16 protein-coding genes and 1 other annotated feature are annotated in these 17,861 nt (G+C 49.2%); of the genes, 8 read left to right on the top strand and 8 right to left on the bottom strand.

Features of this window, described 5'->3' with window-relative positions; all coding sequences use genetic code 11:
• Window positions 1-149: 149 nt before the first annotated feature.
• From QOS01_RS02010 to QOS01_RS01985, 6 genes are all read right to left on the bottom strand, one after another.
• Window positions 150-992: an aldo/keto reductase gene (locus QOS01_RS02010; RefSeq protein ID WP_283620876.1), complete on the bottom strand. Its 843-nt coding sequence runs from the start codon at window positions 990-992 to the stop codon at window positions 150-152.
• A 2-nt stretch (window positions 993-994) separates the two neighbouring features.
• Complete coding sequence (locus tag QOS01_RS02005; RefSeq protein ID WP_283620875.1) at window positions 995-2,080, bottom strand: GntR family transcriptional regulator; 1,086 nt, start codon at window positions 2,078-2,080, stop codon at window positions 995-997.
• Between the two features lie 92 nt (window positions 2,081-2,172).
• Window positions 2,173-2,664: a universal stress protein gene (locus QOS01_RS02000; RefSeq protein ID WP_047769807.1), complete on the bottom strand. Its 492-nt coding sequence runs from the start codon at window positions 2,662-2,664 to the stop codon at window positions 2,173-2,175.
• A gap of 65 nt (window positions 2,665-2,729) precedes the next feature.
• Window positions 2,730-3,023 carry a hypothetical protein gene (locus QOS01_RS01995; RefSeq protein ID WP_283620874.1) on the bottom strand — a complete coding sequence of 98 codons (294 nt, stop codon included), beginning with the start codon at window positions 3,021-3,023 and terminating at the stop codon, window positions 2,730-2,732.
• A 319-nt stretch (window positions 3,024-3,342) separates the two neighbouring features.
• Window positions 3,343-4,644, bottom strand: coding sequence for a replication-associated recombination protein A (locus QOS01_RS01990; protein ID WP_283620873.1), 1,302 nt, complete (start codon window positions 4,642-4,644; stop codon window positions 3,343-3,345).
• Window positions 4,645-5,121, bottom strand: coding sequence for a YueI family protein (locus tag QOS01_RS01985; RefSeq protein ID WP_283620872.1), 477 nt, complete (start codon window positions 5,119-5,121; stop codon window positions 4,645-4,647).
• A gap of 88 nt (window positions 5,122-5,209) precedes the next feature.
• On the opposite strand from QOS01_RS01985, the gene yaaA reads away from it, so the two are divergent.
• The 4 genes from yaaA to QOS01_RS01965 all read left to right on the top strand — a co-directional run bounded on the left by yaaA (window position 5,210) and on the right by QOS01_RS01965 (window position 9,093).
• A complete protein-coding gene (gene yaaA / locus QOS01_RS01980; protein WP_283620871.1) occupies window positions 5,210-5,959 on the top strand; it encodes a peroxide stress protein YaaA in 750 nt (249 codons plus the stop codon).
• A gap of 163 nt (window positions 5,960-6,122) precedes the next feature.
• The gene (locus QOS01_RS01975) at window positions 6,123-7,328 is read left to right on the top strand and encodes an NAD(P) transhydrogenase subunit alpha (protein WP_283620870.1); all 1,206 of its coding nucleotides are present in this window, start codon (window positions 6,123-6,125) and stop codon (window positions 7,326-7,328) included.
• A 17-nt stretch (window positions 7,329-7,345) separates the two neighbouring features.
• A complete protein-coding gene (locus tag QOS01_RS01970) occupies window positions 7,346-7,678 on the top strand; it encodes an NAD(P) transhydrogenase subunit alpha (RefSeq protein ID WP_047769794.1) in 333 nt (110 codons plus the stop codon).
• Window positions 7,678-9,093, top strand: a complete 1,416-nt coding sequence (locus QOS01_RS01965; RefSeq protein ID WP_283620869.1) for an NAD(P)(+) transhydrogenase (Re/Si-specific) subunit beta — start codon at window positions 7,678-7,680, stop codon at window positions 9,091-9,093. Before QOS01_RS01970 ends, QOS01_RS01965 begins: the two co-directional genes overlap by 1 nt.
• A 161-nt stretch (window positions 9,094-9,254) precedes the next feature.
• On the opposite strand, the gene rpsD is transcribed toward QOS01_RS01965, so the two are convergent.
• Both rpsD and QOS01_RS01955 read right to left on the bottom strand, forming a co-directional pair.
• Window positions 9,255-9,860 (bottom strand): 30S ribosomal protein S4, encoded by a 606-nt coding sequence (gene rpsD, locus QOS01_RS01960; RefSeq protein WP_047769789.1) that lies wholly within the window; start codon window positions 9,858-9,860, stop codon window positions 9,255-9,257.
• Window positions 9,861-10,056: 196 nt separating this feature from the next.
• Window positions 10,057-10,512 (bottom strand): GAF domain-containing protein, encoded by a 456-nt coding sequence (locus QOS01_RS01955; protein ID WP_283620868.1) that lies wholly within the window; start codon window positions 10,510-10,512, stop codon window positions 10,057-10,059.
• 125 nt (window positions 10,513-10,637) lie between these two features.
• On the opposite strand from QOS01_RS01955, the gene ezrA reads away from it, so the two are divergent.
• The 4 genes from ezrA to QOS01_RS01935 all read left to right on the top strand — a co-directional run bounded on the left by ezrA (window position 10,638) and on the right by QOS01_RS01935 (window position 17,859).
• Window positions 10,638-12,332 carry a septation ring formation regulator EzrA gene (ezrA, locus tag QOS01_RS01950; protein ID WP_283620867.1) on the top strand — a complete coding sequence of 565 codons (1,695 nt, stop codon included), beginning with the start codon at window positions 10,638-10,640 and terminating at the stop codon, window positions 12,330-12,332.
• Between the two features lie 144 nt (window positions 12,333-12,476).
• Window positions 12,477-13,625: a cysteine desulfurase family protein gene (locus tag QOS01_RS01945; protein WP_283620866.1), complete on the top strand. Its 1,149-nt coding sequence runs from the start codon at window positions 12,477-12,479 to the stop codon at window positions 13,623-13,625.
• 18 nt (window positions 13,626-13,643) lie between these two features.
• Window positions 13,644-14,864 (top strand): tRNA uracil 4-sulfurtransferase ThiI, encoded by a 1,221-nt coding sequence (gene thiI, locus QOS01_RS01940; RefSeq protein ID WP_283620865.1) that lies wholly within the window; start codon window positions 13,644-13,646, stop codon window positions 14,862-14,864.
• A gap of 44 nt (window positions 14,865-14,908) precedes the next feature.
• Window positions 14,909-15,124: a binding site (T-box leader), on the top strand.
• Window positions 15,125-15,201: 77 nt separating this feature from the next.
• Window positions 15,202-17,859 carry a valine--tRNA ligase gene (locus tag QOS01_RS01935; protein WP_283620864.1) on the top strand — a complete coding sequence of 886 codons (2,658 nt, stop codon included), beginning with the start codon at window positions 15,202-15,204 and terminating at the stop codon, window positions 17,857-17,859.
• The last annotated feature ends 2 nt before the right edge of the window (window positions 17,860-17,861 follow it).

The raw sequence follows: 17,861 nt of genomic DNA, 5'->3' as shown, positions 1-17,861 counted from the left end.
GCTGTAGCATTTTTAACTATATAGGGGACTTATGTCACAGCCTCGTGATCATTGCCGGTAACCCTGCCCGGATCATCAAGGAAAATCCGTATCGAGAATAAAAAGACGTCCCTTTAACCGGTTTTCCGGCTAAAGGAACGTTTCTTTCTTTACCATTTTTTGTTGTATTCATAAACCAGGGTGGGTTCCTTTCCCGTCCGGTGGAAGTCGTTCAGTTGGTCAATTTGCGCCATTTCATGGTCGCTTAATGAAAAGTCATATATATCCGTATTCTGCCGGATGCGGGCTTCGTGAACCGACTTGGGGATGAAGGCAACCCCGCTCTGCAGTTGCCAGCGTAAGATAACCTGGGCAGCTGACTTATGATGCTGGGTTCCAATTGCCATCAGTACAGGGTCATTGAGGATGGTTCCCCGACCGAGTGGACTCCATGCTTGGGTGATAATTTGGTGGTCGGCGTCGAACCTGACCAGCGGAGCCTGATTGAGGCGGGGATGACGTTCAACCTGGTTGACAACGGGCATTTCATGGGCCTGGGTGGCCAGATACTGGAGGTGGATAACTTGGTAGTTGCTGACCCCGATTGATTTTGTCAGGCCAGCCTTTTTGAGCTCCTCCAGCGCTGCCCAGCTGTCAAAGAAGGCGCGTTCGATTGGCCAGTGAATCATCAAGAGGTTGACATAGTCTAGTTGTAACTTGTGCAGGGAATCCTTCACCGCGGCAATTGTTTTCTGGTAACCCTGATTTTCTTCCGCAACCTTGGTGGTTACAAACAGCTCTTCACGGGGAACATTCAGATCGGTCAGCGCCTGCCCAACCTCTGCCTCGTTTTTATATAGTTGGGCCGTGTCAAAGAGCCGGTAGCCAGCATCGTAGGCACTATGAATTGCCGAAGAAATGGTGGATTGGCCGCTGACCTTGTAGAGGCCGAAACCCTCCTGGGGCATCTTCTGTCCATCGGCAAGGGTCAGTAAGTTTGTTTTAATGTCCAAGATTAATCTCCTCCTTTAATTTGCTGCGTTGATGTTCCCTTGACCAGGGGAACGGGGTAGGTGATTGAGTGACCATCTTTACCGTTTATCATATCGAGAATCATCTTCCCTGCGTCCTTGCCTAACTGCCGTTTGGGGTGGCTTGCCGTTGTTAATGTCGGGGTCATTGTCTGGGCGAGGTCGTAGTTATCAAAGCTGACGACGGAAATGTCTTCCGGTACCCGGACACCCTGGTGTTGCAGGTGGCCGATGATGTGGGTTGCCAACTGGTCGTTGTAACAGGCAATTGCCGTCGGGTGGTCTGGTGACTTTAGTAGGTTATCGACCTTTTGCAGGATCGCAGCATGGTCATTATTTGACTGGTACATGATCACTTCACTGTTGGTTACGGGAATTCCGGCATCCTGATAGGCCTTGATCATTCCCGCCTCCCGGTTGACACCCTGCCGGTCATCAATCTGAAAGACGCCGAGGATCTTCTGGTGGCCGAGGTCAAAAAGGTAGTGGATTAGTTCTTCTTCCGCTTGCTGGTCCTGGGTAAGGAGGGTCGGAAAGTCCAGTTCCGGGTAAGTCGCGTGGAAAAGGATCGTTGGAATATGGTATTCCTTGATCTGCCGGTAGAGGTCAAGGTTGGGATTTGGAAGGGCACTTTGGGTGGGTTCAATGATCAGACCGGCAATCTTAAGGTCGAGCATGTTAAGGAGAGTCTGGCGCTCACGATGGTGGTTATTAAGGGTGTTACCAACAATCATCGAGTAACCCTGCTCGGTTACAACGCTATCGATTCCGGAAATGATTGGGGGAAAGATATAGTCAGCCATGTGGGTACTGATAACCCCAATTAGTTTATTGGTATCGTCAGCAGACCAGTTTCGTTGCCAGTCCTGGACGAACATCCCGCCACCCTGGATCCGGTAGATATAGTGCTCATTTTCCAGGTCACCGACCGCCCGTCGGATGGTGTAACGGGACACGTTGAACCGCTTCATTAACTCGCTTTCGGTCGGGAGTTTCTGGTTGATCTGGTACTTACCATCAATGATTTCCTTCCGCAGGGTTTGCTTAACAATCTCATATTTGATTTCCATGTATACACCGCGCTTTCTAGAAACGAAAAAATACTTCATAAATGACGTCAACGGTCAGCTATGAAGCATTTTAACTTGTTATAAAGTTTGTTTTAACGCTTGTTCCGCTTCTTTGGGTTGACAACGGGCTTGTTTTCCAAGTCGGTCCGAACAACCAAGACATCGCAGAGGGCAGTCCGGGTAACGTATTCGGTAACGGAACCAATCAGAATCCGTTCAACCGCATTTAGACCGGTAGCCCCGATCATGATTAGGTCAGCACCCATTTCCTTTGGAACATCACGGGCAATGATGGTCTTTGGTGCACCGTATTCAATGGAGTAGCTGACGTTCTTAACACCTTGCTTCTTGGCGTATTCAATGTATTGGTCAAGGGTCTTCTTGGCGGTGTCGGTAACCTGTTCAACCATTGAAGTATCGAAGCTTGAAATGTTTTGAAAAGCCCGGGTGTCAACAACGTGCAACAGACGCAGTTCGGCATCTTCCCCGTTCCGCTTAGCAACGGCAACGGCCTTCTTGAAGGCTAATTCAGCTTCCGCAGATCCATCAACTGGGACCAAGATGTGTTTGTATGTTTGTGCCATAATAGTGCCTCCTTAAGCTTGTTTACCCTTATTATACACTTTTCAGACTAGGGGGGTAAAGCAATCTAGTGATACTTTGCCCGGAATTCGCTGGTGATTGAGAAGGCCATCTGGGTCTCTAAAATACAACCAATCACCACCATTATGACAATAAATGCGATACTGTTAGTCCAGGCGGCCACGATAGTAACGAGACCAATTATGGTCATGATGATCCCCCAAACTTTAAGCTGACTAGCGACAAACTTACTCTTCAGGGGGTCGAAGATCATAAAGGGCTTATGGAGGTGGGTTAAAAAGAAGACCCCTTCAAAGAGGGCGATCAGGCCAAAGAGGGTCACAAAAAGCGGTAAAAGCATTATGAAATTCTCCTTATCAGTGTAGAATTTGTAAGAAAAACTTAGAAGGGGCTGGGGAAAATAACTTTCCCTAGCCCCTAATTTTGACTATGTACGAAAACTCCGTTGGTGCCGTTAATTGTCATTCAGTGTTGACCTGTATGTTAAACAGGTGGGGCATGGCTGTCCAGTCGCCAACTACCAAGTGAAAAGGCATGTTGTAAAAAGGACAAGGCACTAGTCCCAAAGTAAAAAGACTGTAAGGCAAACCTGCGTTTAGACAACGCGTACACTACAGAATTTTCATTATTATCTTAGCATCATTTGGTCAAATAGGCAATCAGTTCGTGGGGTGGTGGTGACCATTTAGATCCTGGCGCTGGGCGCGCTTTAACTGCCAGTACTGGTTGCCCAGTGCCTGTTCGAACCGACCATTTTGTTTTGGCTGGTAGTATTGGGCACCCTTAATTCGGTCAGGAAGGTACTGCTGGGCAACCCAGTCTTGGGGATGGTCATGGGGGAATTGGTAATCGACCCCGTGACCAAGCTTTGCGGCGCCCTTGTAGTGGGCATCCTTGAGGTAGGGTGGAATATCGCCAAAGCCGCCCTCCTTAACCTGGGTGAGGGCCCCATCAATGGCACTAATTCCCGAATTCGACTTTGGTGACAGGCAAAGCTCGATTACCACGTCGGCGAGGGGAATCCGGGCTTCCGGAAGGCCAACCTGTTGGGCAACCTGGGCGGCCGTCACCGCTCGCTGGACTGCTGGCATGTTGGCCAAGCCGATGTCTTCATAGGCGGTGACCATTAAGCGCCGGACAATGGATGTCAGATCACCTGCCTCAATCAGGCGGGCCAGGTAGTGGAGGGCCGCATCAACGTCGGACCCCCGAATAGATTTCTGAAAGGCGGAGATAACGTCGTAGTGCCCATCACCATTCTTGTCCGCGCTGAGGGCCTTCTTCTGAACACTCTCCTCAATAATTGGCAGGGTGAGGTGAATTTTGCCATCAGGGCCCGGGTCAGTAGACTTAGCGGCAAGTTCAAGGCCGTTTAGGACACTTCGTAAGTCACCATTGGTTGCCTGGGACAATTCCTCTTCCGCATTGGCCGCGAGGACAATGGGCATTTTGCCAAGCCCCCGCTCCTTGTCCGTCAGGGCCCGGCCAATCGCTACTTTGATGTCGTCAGGGCTCAGGGGGTGGACCGGGAAAATCTGGGCCCGACTGCGGATGGCCGGGTTGATACTGATGTAGGGATTTTCTGTTGTCGCCCCGATGAGGATGATTCGGCCGTTTTCCAGGTGGGGGAGCAGGAAGTCCTGCTTCGCCTTGTCGAGACGGTGGATTTCGTCGAGCAGCAGGATGACGGTTCCACTCATTTTGGCTTCCTCGGCAACTATTTGCAGGTCCTTTTTACTATCAGTAGCGGCGTTTAATTTGCGGAAGGCGTACTTGGTTGACCCGGCGATAGCACTGGCAATGCTCGTTTTTCCCGTGCCCGGTGGCCCGTAGAGAATCATTGACGAAAGCATCCTGGCCTTGACCATCCGGTAGATAATCTTACCGGGGCCGACAAGGTGTTGTTGCCCTACGACTTCATCAAGCGTTCGGGGGCGCATTCGGTATGCTAGTGGTTGCATTTAACGACCCTCCCGGTGAAAGAGACGGTGGAAAAAGCCCCCGTCCTCCTTTTTAGTTAATTTCCGCTGGTTATTTTCCCGTTGGGGGTAACGCTTTTGGACGTCGACGGGTGATTGGTAAACCGCCTTTTTGGCGGCAACAACAATCGCTAGGGATGCAGGCTGGACTTTGTATTCCGGATCGGTCTTCATCGTAAACTCGGCCCCCGCCTCGGCAGCGGTCTGAATGTAGCCGTGGACCATCTCGTGGGGGAGGTTGCCGTTGATAAATACGAGCTTGCCAATTCCCTTCGCCAATTCGGCCGCTAGTTCAGGTTGCCAATTCTTCTCGTGGAGTTCGGCAACGGAAATGGTTAAGCAGACCCGTTCACGAAAGGTGCCCAGGTACTTACGCTGCTCGTCCGGTTTGATCTTCGGGGTCCCGTAGATGCCGTTATCAAGTCGTTGTTGAACAGCGGACTTCTTTTCTTCTACCACTAGAATTCCTCCTTAAAAAGAATATTGTTATTATTGTACCATTACCATAATAAGAACCTTAAATAATGAGTCAGGGAGGGTATGCAAAATGCAAATTGTAATTTCACCAGCACGAACAATGACCGTCGACGAGGATTCTTTTCCCTACCAGGACCTTCCAAAGTACCTGGCCAAGACCAGCAAGATCCTTGACTGGATGCGAAGCCTAAGCTATGACCAACTTCATCAGCTGTGGTGGAACTGTAGTACCCGTTTGGCAGATAAGAACTACCGGTGGCTCCAGGAAATGGACCTGAGAGAACACCTTACCCCGGCTATTATTGCTTTTACGGGGCTGCAGTACCAGCATATGGCACCAGACGTTTTTACCGACGTCGGTTTGCAATATATCCAGCAACACCTGCGAATCTTATCGGGCTTTTACGGCCTGCTCCGGCCGTTTGATGGGATTGTGCCCTACCGGTTAGGAATGGGTGACCGCGCCCACGTGGCGGGAACCAAGAACCTTTACCAGTTTTGGGGGAGGGCGCTTGCTGACGACCTGTTTGCTGAGGACGACTTGGTCTTAGATTTGGCCTCAGCAGAATACGAGAAGGCTATTTTACCGTATTTAAATAATAACCGCCACTTCGTTAAGTGCCGCTTTGGCGAAGTTGTTGATGGTCGAATTAAGCAGAAGACTACCCAGGTGAAGATGGCCCGGGGAACGATGGTCCGCTACATTGCTGAAAATCAAGTCACTGATTTAGCGGGTGTCAAACGATTCCGGGTCGGTGGCTTTCACTACTGCCCAGAATTGTCCAGTGATGAGGTCCTCGCTTTTGCTCGTGAAAAATAATTTACGGGGGCCCGAAAGCTTAGCAGAGTAGTGTTTAATGCTTATTTCTGCGTATCAAAAAGACTCAATTTCGAAAAAATGTCCAAAAAAATGTGATTTAAAACACAAATTAGACTATGATAAAGGGTGAAAGCGGTTAAGTGAATAGTAAGGAGGAATAATTATGGCAATTGTAATTGCAGCGCTAAAGGAAGCCGATGGCGAACACCGGGTTTCTTTGGTACCGAGTGTCGTTAAGAGACTTGTCAAGCAAGGCAATAAGGTCTTAATTGAAAAAGGCGCCGGTGCAAAAGCCAACTTCGCTGACCAGCAGTATGTTGATGCTGGGGCACAGGTCGTTGACCGGCAAGCAGCAATTGATCAGGCGAACATCGTTACGGTTGTTAACCGTCCGGACGATGACACTTTGGGTAAGCTGAAGGCTGATCAAATGCTTTTGGGACTCTTGTCCTTGTCAGTTGATCATGACGTTGCGAAGAAGTTGGCCGATGCTAAGGTCACGGCATTATCATTTGAATTACTGCCGCGGACTGTTTCTCGGGCCCAGACAATGGATGCCTTGAGTTCACAGTCTTCTGTTTCTGGTTACAAGGCGGCATTGGTTGCTGCTGACCACTTCATGCGTTACTTCCCTATGATGATCACGGCGGCCGGGACTGCTAAGCCAGCCAAGGTCCTTGTCCTTGGGACTGGGGTTGCCGGCCTGCAAGCCATTGGTACTGCCAAGCGGCTTGGCGCAATCGTTTCTGGTTACGATGTTCGTCCAGCATCACGGGGTGAAGTTGAATCCTTGGGTGCTAAGTTCCTGACGAGTTCTGTATCTGCTGCCGGTAAAGGTGGTTATGCTCGTCAATTGACGAAGGAAGAACAGCAGAAGCAGCAAGATGAACTTGCCGGCTTCATTGCTGACAGTGACATTGTGATCACAACGGCCCGGGTTCCTGGTAAGAAGCCACCAATGCTAGTAACCGAAAAGTCAGTTCAAAACGCTAAGCCGGGTTCGATCTTTATCGATATTGCGGCTAGTGAACTAGGTGGTAACGTTGCCGGTTCTAAGCCGGGTGAAGTCGTTACGACTGATAATGGCGCTAAGATTGTCGGGGCCGATAACCTGCCAAGTGAACTGGCCACGAGTGCTTCTGAAATGTATTCGAAGAACATCCAAGCAGTTATTAAGGCCCTCCTCGGTAAGGATGGCAACATTAAGATTGACACGACTGACGATGTTATGTCCGAATTGGTTGCTACTTACCAAGGCAAGATTATTTCTGGTCGGCTTCGTTCACAAATGGGTCTGCCTGAGATTAAGAAACCAGAACCACAAAAGGATGAAGAAGCTGCCAAACCTGATGCTAAGGCGCAAAAGTAGAGAAGGGGAGCGATCATATGAGTCAACAATTATATTCTAATTTAGCAATTTTTGTTTTAAGTCTCCTCGTTGGCTTTGAAGTTATGAGCAAGATTCCAGCAACCCTGCAAACTCCAATGATGTCTGGTGCTAACGCTATTCACGGTGTTGTTGTCGTTGGTGCCTTTGTTGTTGCCGCAGAAGCTAATAATTGGGGATTTTATATCCTGGCATTCCTGTGTGCCTTCTTTGCCGCAGTTAACGTTGCCGGTGGTTACACGGTAACTGACCGGATGCTGGGGATGTTTGACCGTCCTAAGGGTGGTAAAGCACCTGCAAAAGATAATAAGCAGGATGGAGGCGAACAATAATGAGTGCCTTACAAACATGTTCTTCTTTGATTTACCTGATTTCAGCTATCTGCTACGTTGTCGGTGTCCACTTGATGCGGTCACCAAAGACGGCCCGGAAAGGTAATGGCCTCTCCTGTGTCGGGATGGCGCTTGCTGTAATTATGATTATCATCACGATTATCGTTGGTGGTAAGATCGACGCTGCTGGTTGGATTGCCTTGGTTGCTGGTCTAGCAATCGGGATTTGCTACGGGGTCGTTAAGGCTCGTAAGGTTAAGATGACCGACGTACCACAACTGGTATCGCTGTTTAACGCCGTCGGTGGTGGTGCCGCCGCAACGATTGGTGTCTTTGACTACTTACAAGTTACTGCGGGCACGCGCCTTCAGCTGATCTTGTCAATTCCAGTTGTCCTCGACGTTATCATTGGGGGTACGACTTTCTCAGGTTCTTTGATTGCCGCTGGTAAGCTGGCTGGTCACGTTCCTGGTAAGCCAATTACCTTCCCTGGCAGCCGGCTTTGCAATGGCTTGGCAATTATTGCCATGATTGTTGGTGCCGTTTGGATGATTGGTTACCCACAAAACTACTGGGCACTTGTTCTGGAATTAGTTGCTGCTTTGGTATTCGGCCTGTTAATGACCTTGCCAATTGGTGGTGCCGACATGCCAGTTGTTGTTTCTCTTTTGAACGCCTTCACCGGTTTGGCGGTTGCCTTTGCCGGGTTCGTTATTGATAACCAAGTTTTGATTATCGCCGGTGCCCTTGTTGGTTCTGCCGGGACGATTTTAACCCTGCAAATGGCCGAAGCAATGAACCGGTCTGTTGCTAACATTCTTGCCGGTGGCTTCGGTGGCGGTGCCAGCGATTCTGGTGCTTCTGATGACATTCCGGTTAATGTTAAGGAAACCTCTGCTGATGATGTTGGTCTGCAATTAGCTTACGCTCATAATGTTATGATTGTTCCTGGTTATGGTTTGGCTGCTGCCCAGGCCCAGCATGAAGTTGCTGAACTGGCTAAGCTCCTTACTGACCATGGAATTAACGTTAACTACGCTATCCACCCGGTTGCCGGACGGATGCCTGGTCACATGAACGTTTTGCTGGCCGATGTTAACGTTCCTTACGAACAAATGAAGCAAATGGATGAAGCTAACTCAATGTTTGAAAACACTGACGTTTCATTGGTTATTGGTGCTAACGATGTTACCAACCCAATGGCCCGGAAGTCCGGTAACGCCATTTCTGGGATGCCGATTCTCGACGTTGATAAGTCGAAGTCCGTTGTCGTCATTAAGCGGTCCATGCACCCTGGTTATGCCGGGATTGCAAACCCACTGTTTAGTGCCGACCAGACCCACATGTTCTTCTCCGATGCTAAGAAGGGGTTGAAGGACATCATTGCAGCTACCAAGCAATACTTGGATGAATAGTTGACAAGGATAAAATGAAGCTATCTGTCGGATGGCTTCATTTTTTGTACAAAAAAGCGGCTGGTGAGAGAATTTTGTTTTCTCACCAGCCGCTTTTCTATCTAATGGAAAACAAAAAGCACCGCCAGAGCAGTGCTTTTTGTGTTAGTAACCATTAAAGATTACTTGTTGTAGAATTCAACGATAAGGGCTTCGTCGATATCAGCATCCATGTCTTCACGGGCAGGGATCCGGTTTAACTTACCTTCCAGCTTGTCGGCATCAAAGTCAACGTAAGAAGGACGAGAAACAACCGCATCAACCGCGTTCTTGATGATGTCCAGGTTCTTGGACTTTTCACGAACGGCGATTACTTGGTTAACGTCAACTTCGTAAGAAGGAATGTCAACTCGCTTGCCATCAACAGTGATGTGACCGTGGTTAACCAATTGACGAGCTTGACGACGAGTAGTAGCCAAACCGAGACGGTAAACCATGTTGTCAAGACGACGTTCCAGCAATGCCATGAAGTTAGCACCGTGGGTACCTTCCTTGATTTTACCGGCACGTAAGAAGAGGTTGTAGAATTGACGTTCAGTCATTCCGTACATGAAACGCAGCTTTTGCTTTTCACGAAGTTGCGTACCATATTCAGAAAGCTTACCGTGACGGTCACGACCGTGGTCGCCAGGAGCGTATGGACGACGAGCTAATTCCTTACCAGTACCTGAAAGTGAAACGCCAAGGCGACGTGATACACGCCAACTTGGACCAGTATAACGAGACATAAATAAATTCCTCCAATAAATTTTCTTGGAGTAAAATAATCCGATTGTGAGCTTGACATTCGTGCAGGCTGATTTGAATTTTTCACCCTTGCAGCTGGGTTACTAAAAACACCGTTTGGCACCAGTCTGTTGACGAGCTTGCCCCTCACTGCTGCATTATTTTACACAAAGAATAGCTTACCATGTCTGGCCACCGCTAGTCAATGCTTTTAACCACAATTGCGGCGACATCAGTGAGAAATTTGGTCAGGTCATCATCAAAACGGTCCTTGACTGGGGCATCGAGGTCAAAGACGCCGATCAGTTTACCATCCTTAACGAGGGGAACAACGAGTTCGGACTGCGCATTGGCATCACAAGAAATGTAGCCGGGAAACTTACTGACGTCTTCAACGTTAACCACGTGGCGACGTTGAGCAGCGGTGCCGCATACCCCGTGGCCGGGCTTGATGTGCATGCAGGCAACGTTTCCCTGAAATGGGCCGAGAAAGAGGTCATCTTTATCACGGTCGTAAAGGTAGAACCCCACCCAGTTAAGCTGGGAAACTGCTTGGTTAACCAGGGCGCTGGTATTGGCCATGACGGTGATTGGCTGGTGTTCGCCAGCCAACAGGGCTGATAATTGTTGCAAAATTAGCTTAAAATCTGTCAATGCTTACAACTCCTTTGTAATTACTACCAGCAATCAATAGTGATTATGGTATAATTTTAGCTAGAAGTTTATGGCCAAAATGGCGGATTTGTCAATTTTGACCAAATAATTAGGTGGGGAAATTGATGTTTCAAATTTTAATCGCAGTTTTAGTTGTAATCTTATTATTATTGGTCGGAATTAGTTGGTTCCAACACCGGGCAATTAGCCAAATCAAGGAGTTGCAGGCCGTTGGTGACCACTTGAAGAAGGAAGACCTTGCTAGTCAATTGGCGCAGGGGAAAAAGATGCAACTGATTGGTGATGCTAAGGAAACCTTTAATAAGCTGGAGAAAAAGTACCAAGAGGAGCTGATCCCACAGCTTAAGCAGGTTGAGACACGCGGCAAGGAATTACAGGCTGCGGTTAAGACCAGCCAACTGCTTACCATCAATTCAGCAATCAACGATTACCGGACCCTGGTTGGCCGGACCAGTGATGAAGCGCAAAAAATTCAAAAGACCTTGCAGGACCTTCAACAACAAGAACAGCGGCACCACCAGGCAATTGATCACCTGCGCCAGCAGTATCGTCATTTTCACCAGCAAATGGATGAAAAGAACTTTGAATACGGGGATACCATTAAGAAACTGAGCCAGCAACTTAATGACCTGGAACAACGGTTTGCGAAGTTTGTTGACCTTACTAACAAGGGCGACTTGGAAGCCGCCCAGGAAATTCTCTCTGAATTACAAAACGATAACCAAAAGTTTGATCACCTCTTAAAGACAGTTCCAAAGCTGTACAAGCCGTTGGTTACCGAGTTTCCAGACCAACTGGATGAATTGCAAAAGGGTTACGCGACCTTAAAGAAGGACCACTTCAACTTCACCGAACAAAAGTTGGATGTTAAGATTGAACAGTTACAGGAAAAGTTAAAGCAGACGGTTGCCCAGTTGAACGATTTGGAAATTGACATCGTTGCCCAGTCCAACAAAGACTTGGCTGATGAAATTGATAATCTCTATGGGGTAATGCAAAAGGAAATTGATGCTCAACCGGAAGCTAAGCACCTGATGGATGTGATGGGCAAATTTATCCCCCATGCTCAACACCAGAATGAAGAGTTAATTGCTGAGCTACGGCGGTTGAACCTCAGTTATACCTTTAACAACAATGAGATTGAAGCGGCCCGGCAATTAAATGAACAGATTAAGACCATCAACAAGCAGTTCCAAGAGGACCAGAAGGCTTTTGCTGATCAGACCGTGATTTATAGTCAGGTTGTTGACCGGCAAAAGGCTAACCAAAAGGAGCTCACGTCGGTTGAAGAGAAGCAGGAAAAGATCAACGACGAGGTTGCCAAACTGCAAACTGATGAACAGCGGGCACGCAAGATGTTGCAGAAATATTCAGTAGACCTGCGGACAATTAAGCGTCAGGTTGAGCAACTTAACCTGCCCGGTGTTTCCCAAGACTATGTGGACTACTTCATGGGGGTCAGCGATGAGGTTAAGAAGCTAAACGCTGAATTGCATGAGTACAAGATCAACATGGATGACGTTACCAAGCAGCTGATCATGGTTGAGTCCGACCTAGAAAGCCTTCAGGTGAAGACTAATGACTTGCGCGATAGTGCAGAGTTGACGGAACGGTTGCTTCAGTACGCTAACCGCTTCTCCGACAATGAGGAGATTGAAAAGGCAGCCGAAAAATCACGAAAGCTCTTTAGCAAGTATGAATATACCAAGAGCCTTGAGGCCATTGGTACGGCCCTGGAGAAGGTTGAACCGGGGTCCTTCAAGCGGATTGAGGACAGCTATTACAGTGAAAATGACTAATTATTTGGACCAGGGACAAAAGATTTTGCCTCTGGTCTTTTTTTGCTATAATATAAAGTTGCTTTAAGAAAGTGTCGAACCAACCTGCCAGCGATGATTTGCTGGCTACTGACCATCAGATTATATTGTCAGAGGAGCAGAGTGATGATCTATTTCGATAATAGTGCGACGACGAAGATTTCTCCGGAAGTCTTAGCAACGTACGATACAGTTAGTCAAAAGATTTGGGGAAACCCAAGCAGTTTGCATAATTTTGGTGAAGAGGCCTGGAACCTGCTTGAACAAGCCCGTCAGCAAGTTGCCAAACTCTTTGGGGTCAAGGCGAGTGAAATTATTTTTACCAGTGGTGGCTCTGAGGGTGACAACTGGGTAATTAAGGGAACGGCCTTTGCTAAGCGCCGCTTTGGTAAGCATATTATCACGACGGCAGTGGAACACGCTGCTGTGCGGAACTCAATGGCCCAACTAGAGGAGCTGGGCTTCGATGTGACCTACCTACCAGTTGATAGTGAAGGACGGATTAATCCGGCAGATGTGAAGGCCGCCCTTCGCCCAGATACAATCCTGGTATCAATCATGGCCGTCAACAATGAGATTGGGACGGTTCAGCCAATTAAAGAGGTTGGGGAGATCCTGAAGGACTATCCTAACGTCCACTACATGGTTGATGCGGTGCAGGCAATTGGTAAGGACCTCGATAGTGCGGTCTTCAGTGACCGGGTGGACTTTGCCACCTTCTCCGGGCACAAGTTCCACGCTCCCCGGGGGACCGGCTTTGTTTACATGAAGAGTGGCCGGAAAATTGCACCGCTGATCTCTGGTGGGGGCCAGGAACGGACCCTGCGGAGTGGAACAGAAAACACCCCGGGAGACGTTGCAATGGCCCGGGCCATCCGCCTTGTTAAGGAAAACGAACCCCAGGCGGTTCAACGGGAGCAGGCAATCAAAGAGCGGATCTACGACCACCTGAAGAAGTTTGATCATGTTAAGATCCTTTCTGGCCGTGACCAGGGTTTTGCCCCCCACATTCTCTGTTTTGCGATTGTCGGTGTTCGTGGGGAAACGATTGTCCACGCCTTTGAGGAGCAGGGCATCTACATTTCCACGACCAGTGCTTGTTCTTCCAAGAAGCACGCGGAGGCGGGGACGCTAGCCGCAATGAAGGTGCCGGAAAACGAGGCGACGAGTGCGGTCCGCATCAGTCTCGGCGACCAGAATACCATCGAAGAAGCTGATAAGTTCAACCAGGTATTTGACGACCTTTACGCTGGCTTCAAGAAGATCATTGACTAACAGGAAGGAGGAGATTAAGTGCAGTACACAGAAATTATGGTTCGGTATGGGGAACTGTCCACCAAGGGACGCAACAAGAAGTCCTTTATTGACCGTCTCGGGACAAACGTTCGTCATGCCCTCCACCAGTTTGACCAGGTCAAGGTCCACGCTCAACAAGACCGTCTACACGTTCAACTAAACGGGGCCGACTATGACCAGGTAATGAAGCAGTTAAAGAATGTTTTCGGAATCCAAACCTTCTCCCCATCAATCAAGGTGGCAAAGGACTTTGCTGCGGTTGCTAAAGCCGCTGAGGAGATGGTAGAAGAGCAGGTTGACCACCCAATCACATTTAAGATTGAAACCCGGCGGTCCGACCACCACTTCCCAATCGATACCTTTGAAATGAACGACAAGCTTGGTGGGGACCTCTTACATAAGTTCCCCGATAAGCTGAAGGTTGATGTCCACCACCCGGACCTCACCATCCGTGTTGAGATCCGCTTGAACGGTATTTTCCTCTCTAGTGAAACCATCAAAGGGGCTGGTGGCTTGCCAGTCGGCACGGCCGGAAAGGGTATGATGATGCTCTCCGGCGGGATCGACTCCCCAGTAGCGGCCTACCTCGGCATGAAGCGGGGCGTTTCGATGGAGATGGTCCACTTCTTTAGTCCGCCGTACACCAGTCCCCAAGCCCTGGCTAAGGCTGAGCAGCTAACGGAAAAACTGGCTAAGTATTGTGGCCACATCAAGTTTATCCAGGTACCGTTCACTGAGATCCAGGAAACGGTTAAGGAGAAGGTACCAGAGGGTTACCTGATGACCATCCAACGGCGGATGATGCTCCGTCTGGCAACGGCCTTGATGGAAAAGCGGCATGGCCTGGCAATCTTTAACGGTGAGTCGTTAGGGCAGGTGGCCTCCCAGACAATGGAGAGTATGCTGGCAATTGAGGACGTGACGAACTATCCAGTATTGCGGCCAGTCCTGTCTTTTGATAAGACTGAGATTATCAAGATTGCTGAAGATATCGACACCTATGACCTGTCAATCTTGCCGTATGAAGACTGCTGTACCGTTTTCACGCCGCCGTCGCCCAAGACGAAGCCGAGCGTTAAGAAGGCCCGTAAGTATGAGCAACACCTCGACATTGATGGCCTGATTCAACGGTCACTGGATGGGGTGAAGATCACTGATATCCACCCTGGTGAAGACTTCTTGAACCAAAACGAGGACGTCTTTGCCGAATTACTGTAAAACAGTCCTTGACGGCCGGGAATTATTTAGCTATGATACAAGCATAATAAGCATTGACCGAAATAGTAGTGAGCACGGTGGGTCACCAGCGAGGGCCCAGAGGTGTGAAGGCCTGGCCACCGGTTCACGAATGTAGCTCGGGAGCTGATGAGCTGAACCAATAGTAAGCACATCCGGTTCATTACCGTTACCTAATGTCGAGTGGGGCAGTCGATTGGACTGTTCAATTTAGGTGGTACCGCGAGCTAATCGTCCTATCTGTTTGATAGGGCGATTTTTTTATTTAGGTCAGTTTAATTGATTTTATTTGATGAAGCATGAAGGGAGCGATTATACGATGAGCACTGAAAAAGAGATGTCGACAAAGTATGATCCCGCAGCGGTCGAAGAAGGCCGCTACCAATGGTGGATTGATCAGGGCCTGTTCAAGCCGAGTGGTGATAAGAAGGCCCACCCATATTCAATTGTTATTCCGCCGCCGAACGTAACTGGTAAACTGCACCTGGGCCACGCCTGGGATACTACCTTGCAGGATATCCTTATTCGTCAAAAGCGGATGCAGGGTTACGATGTCCTGTGGATTCCGGGGATGGACCACGCAGGGATTGCTACCCAGGCGAAGGTCGAAGCCCGCTTGCGGAAGCAGGGAATTTCCCGTTATGACCTTGGTCGGGAAAAGTTCGTTCAACAGGTTTGGGACTGGAAGGACGAATATGCCGACATTATTCACAAGCAGTGGGCAAAGATGGGAATTTCCGTCGACTATGACCGGGAACGCTTCACCCTTGATAAGGGGCTGAACATGGCGGTCCGGAAGGTCTTCGTTGACCTTTACAAGAAGGGCCTCATTTACCGGGGAACCTACATTATCAACTGGGATCCGCAAGCACGGACGGCCCTTTCTGATATCGAAGTTATTCACAAGGATGATAAGGGTGCCTTCTACCACGTTAAGTACCCATTTACTGATGGCACTATCTTTAACGGCAAGGACTACATTGAAATTGCCACTACCCGGCCAGAAACCATGTTTGGTGATGAAGCGGTTGCCGTTAATCCAAATGACGACCGTTACAAGGAATTGGTCGGCAAGAAGGTCATGGTACCGCTCGTTAACCGGGAAATCGAGATCATCGCTGATGACTACGTAACGCCGGACTTTGGAACCGGGATGGTTAAGATCACGCCGGCCCACGATCCGAACGACTTCAAGGTTGGTAAGCGGCACAACTTGCCAGAATTGAACACCATGAACGAAGACGCCTCAATGAACGAGAACGCCGGTAAGTACAAGGGAATGGACCGCTTTGAGGCCCGGAAGGCCATTGTCGCCGATTTAAAGGACCAGGGCTACATGTTAAAGGTGGTTCCAATTGTCCACTCCGTTGGGCATTCCGAACGGACCGGGGTCCAAGTGGAGGCCCGGCTTTCGACCCAGTGGTTTGTTAAGATGAAGCCACTAGCCGAAATGGCATTAAAGAACCAGAAGACGGCCGACCGGGTCAACTTCATTCCGGAACGGTTCGAACACACCTTCACCCAGTGGATGGAAAACATTCATGACTGGGTTATTTCCCGGCAACTCTGGTGGGGGCACCGGATTCCTGCCTGGTACAACAAGCAGACCGGAGAAGTCTACGTTGGGATGGAAGCGCCAAAGGATGCGGAAAACTGGGAGCAAGACAAGGATGTCTTAGACACCTGGTTCTCCAGTGCCCTGTGGCCATTCTCCACAATGGGTTGGCCGGATACTGATTCCCCAGACTTTAAGCGCTACTTCCCAACCAATACCCTGGTTACCGGTTACGACATCATCTTCTTCTGGGTTTCCCGGATGATCTTCCAGTCGCTTGAATTTACTGGTCGGGCGCCGTTTAAGAACGTCCTATTGCACGGTTTGATTCGTGATGAACAGGGGCGGAAGATGAGTAAGTCCTTAGGGAACGGGATTGACCCAATGGACGTCATCAAGAAGTACGGGGTCGATGCTTTACGGTGGTTCCTCATTAATGGTTCCACACCGGGTCAAGATATTCGCTTCTCCTACACCAAGATGGACGCTGCCTGGAACTTCATCAACAAGATCTGGAACGCCAGCCGGTACGTCATCATGAACCTTGGCGAAATGCCGGCTCCAGTCCTGCCCGCACAGGATAAGTGGGACCTTGCCGACCGCTGGATCTTAAGCCGGTTAAACGCAACGGTCAAGCAGGTTACCGAAATGTCTGAGAAGTTTGAATTCGGTGAAGTTGGCCGGGCCCTTTACAACTTTATCTGGAATGATTTCTGTGATTGGTACATTGAAATGACCAAGGAAAAGTTGAATAACGGCACGGACGAGGAAAAGGCGAACACTAAGAACATCCTGGGTTACGTCCTGGACCAAACCCTGAAGCTCCTGCACCCAATCATGCCGTTTGTTACCGAAAAACTCTGGCTGTCAATGCCGCACACGGGTAAGTCAATCATGGTTGCACCATACCCAACGGTTAATGCTGACCTTGATGACGAGGACGCTACGGAACAGATGGACAGCTTGATTGAAATGATCAAGGCGGTACGGAGCATCAGAAACGAGGCCAACGCCCCAATGTCTAAACCGGTGGACATCCTGGTTAAGACTAAGAACGACCACCTGAAGGGGATGCTCGAGAATAACCGTGACTACATCGACCGCTTCTGTCACCCGGCAGAATTGCAAATTGGTGCTGATGTGGTTGCACCAAAACTGGCAATGTCAAGTATCCTCGCCGGCGCTGAAGTATTCATACCAATGGCCGAACTGGTGGACCTGGATGAGGAGAAGGCCAAGATGCAAAAAGAAATTGCCAAGTTGGAGAAGGAAGTCAACCGTTCTTCCAAGAAGCTTGGTAACCAGAAATTTGTTGAAAACGCACCTGAAAAAGTTGTTGAAGCTGAGAAGCAAAAGGCCGTTGAGTGGCAGCAAAAACTTGCCGCTGCTAAGGACCGTCTTGCTTCCCTTGAAAACGCATAGTG

It is taken from the genome of Limosilactobacillus avium (assembly GCF_947381485.1).
Lineage (GTDB): Bacteria > Bacillota > Bacilli > Lactobacillales > Lactobacillaceae > Limosilactobacillus > Limosilactobacillus avium.
The sequence above is the reverse complement of the archived record's forward strand: the minus strand, read 5'-3'. Positions and strand labels throughout refer to the sequence as shown.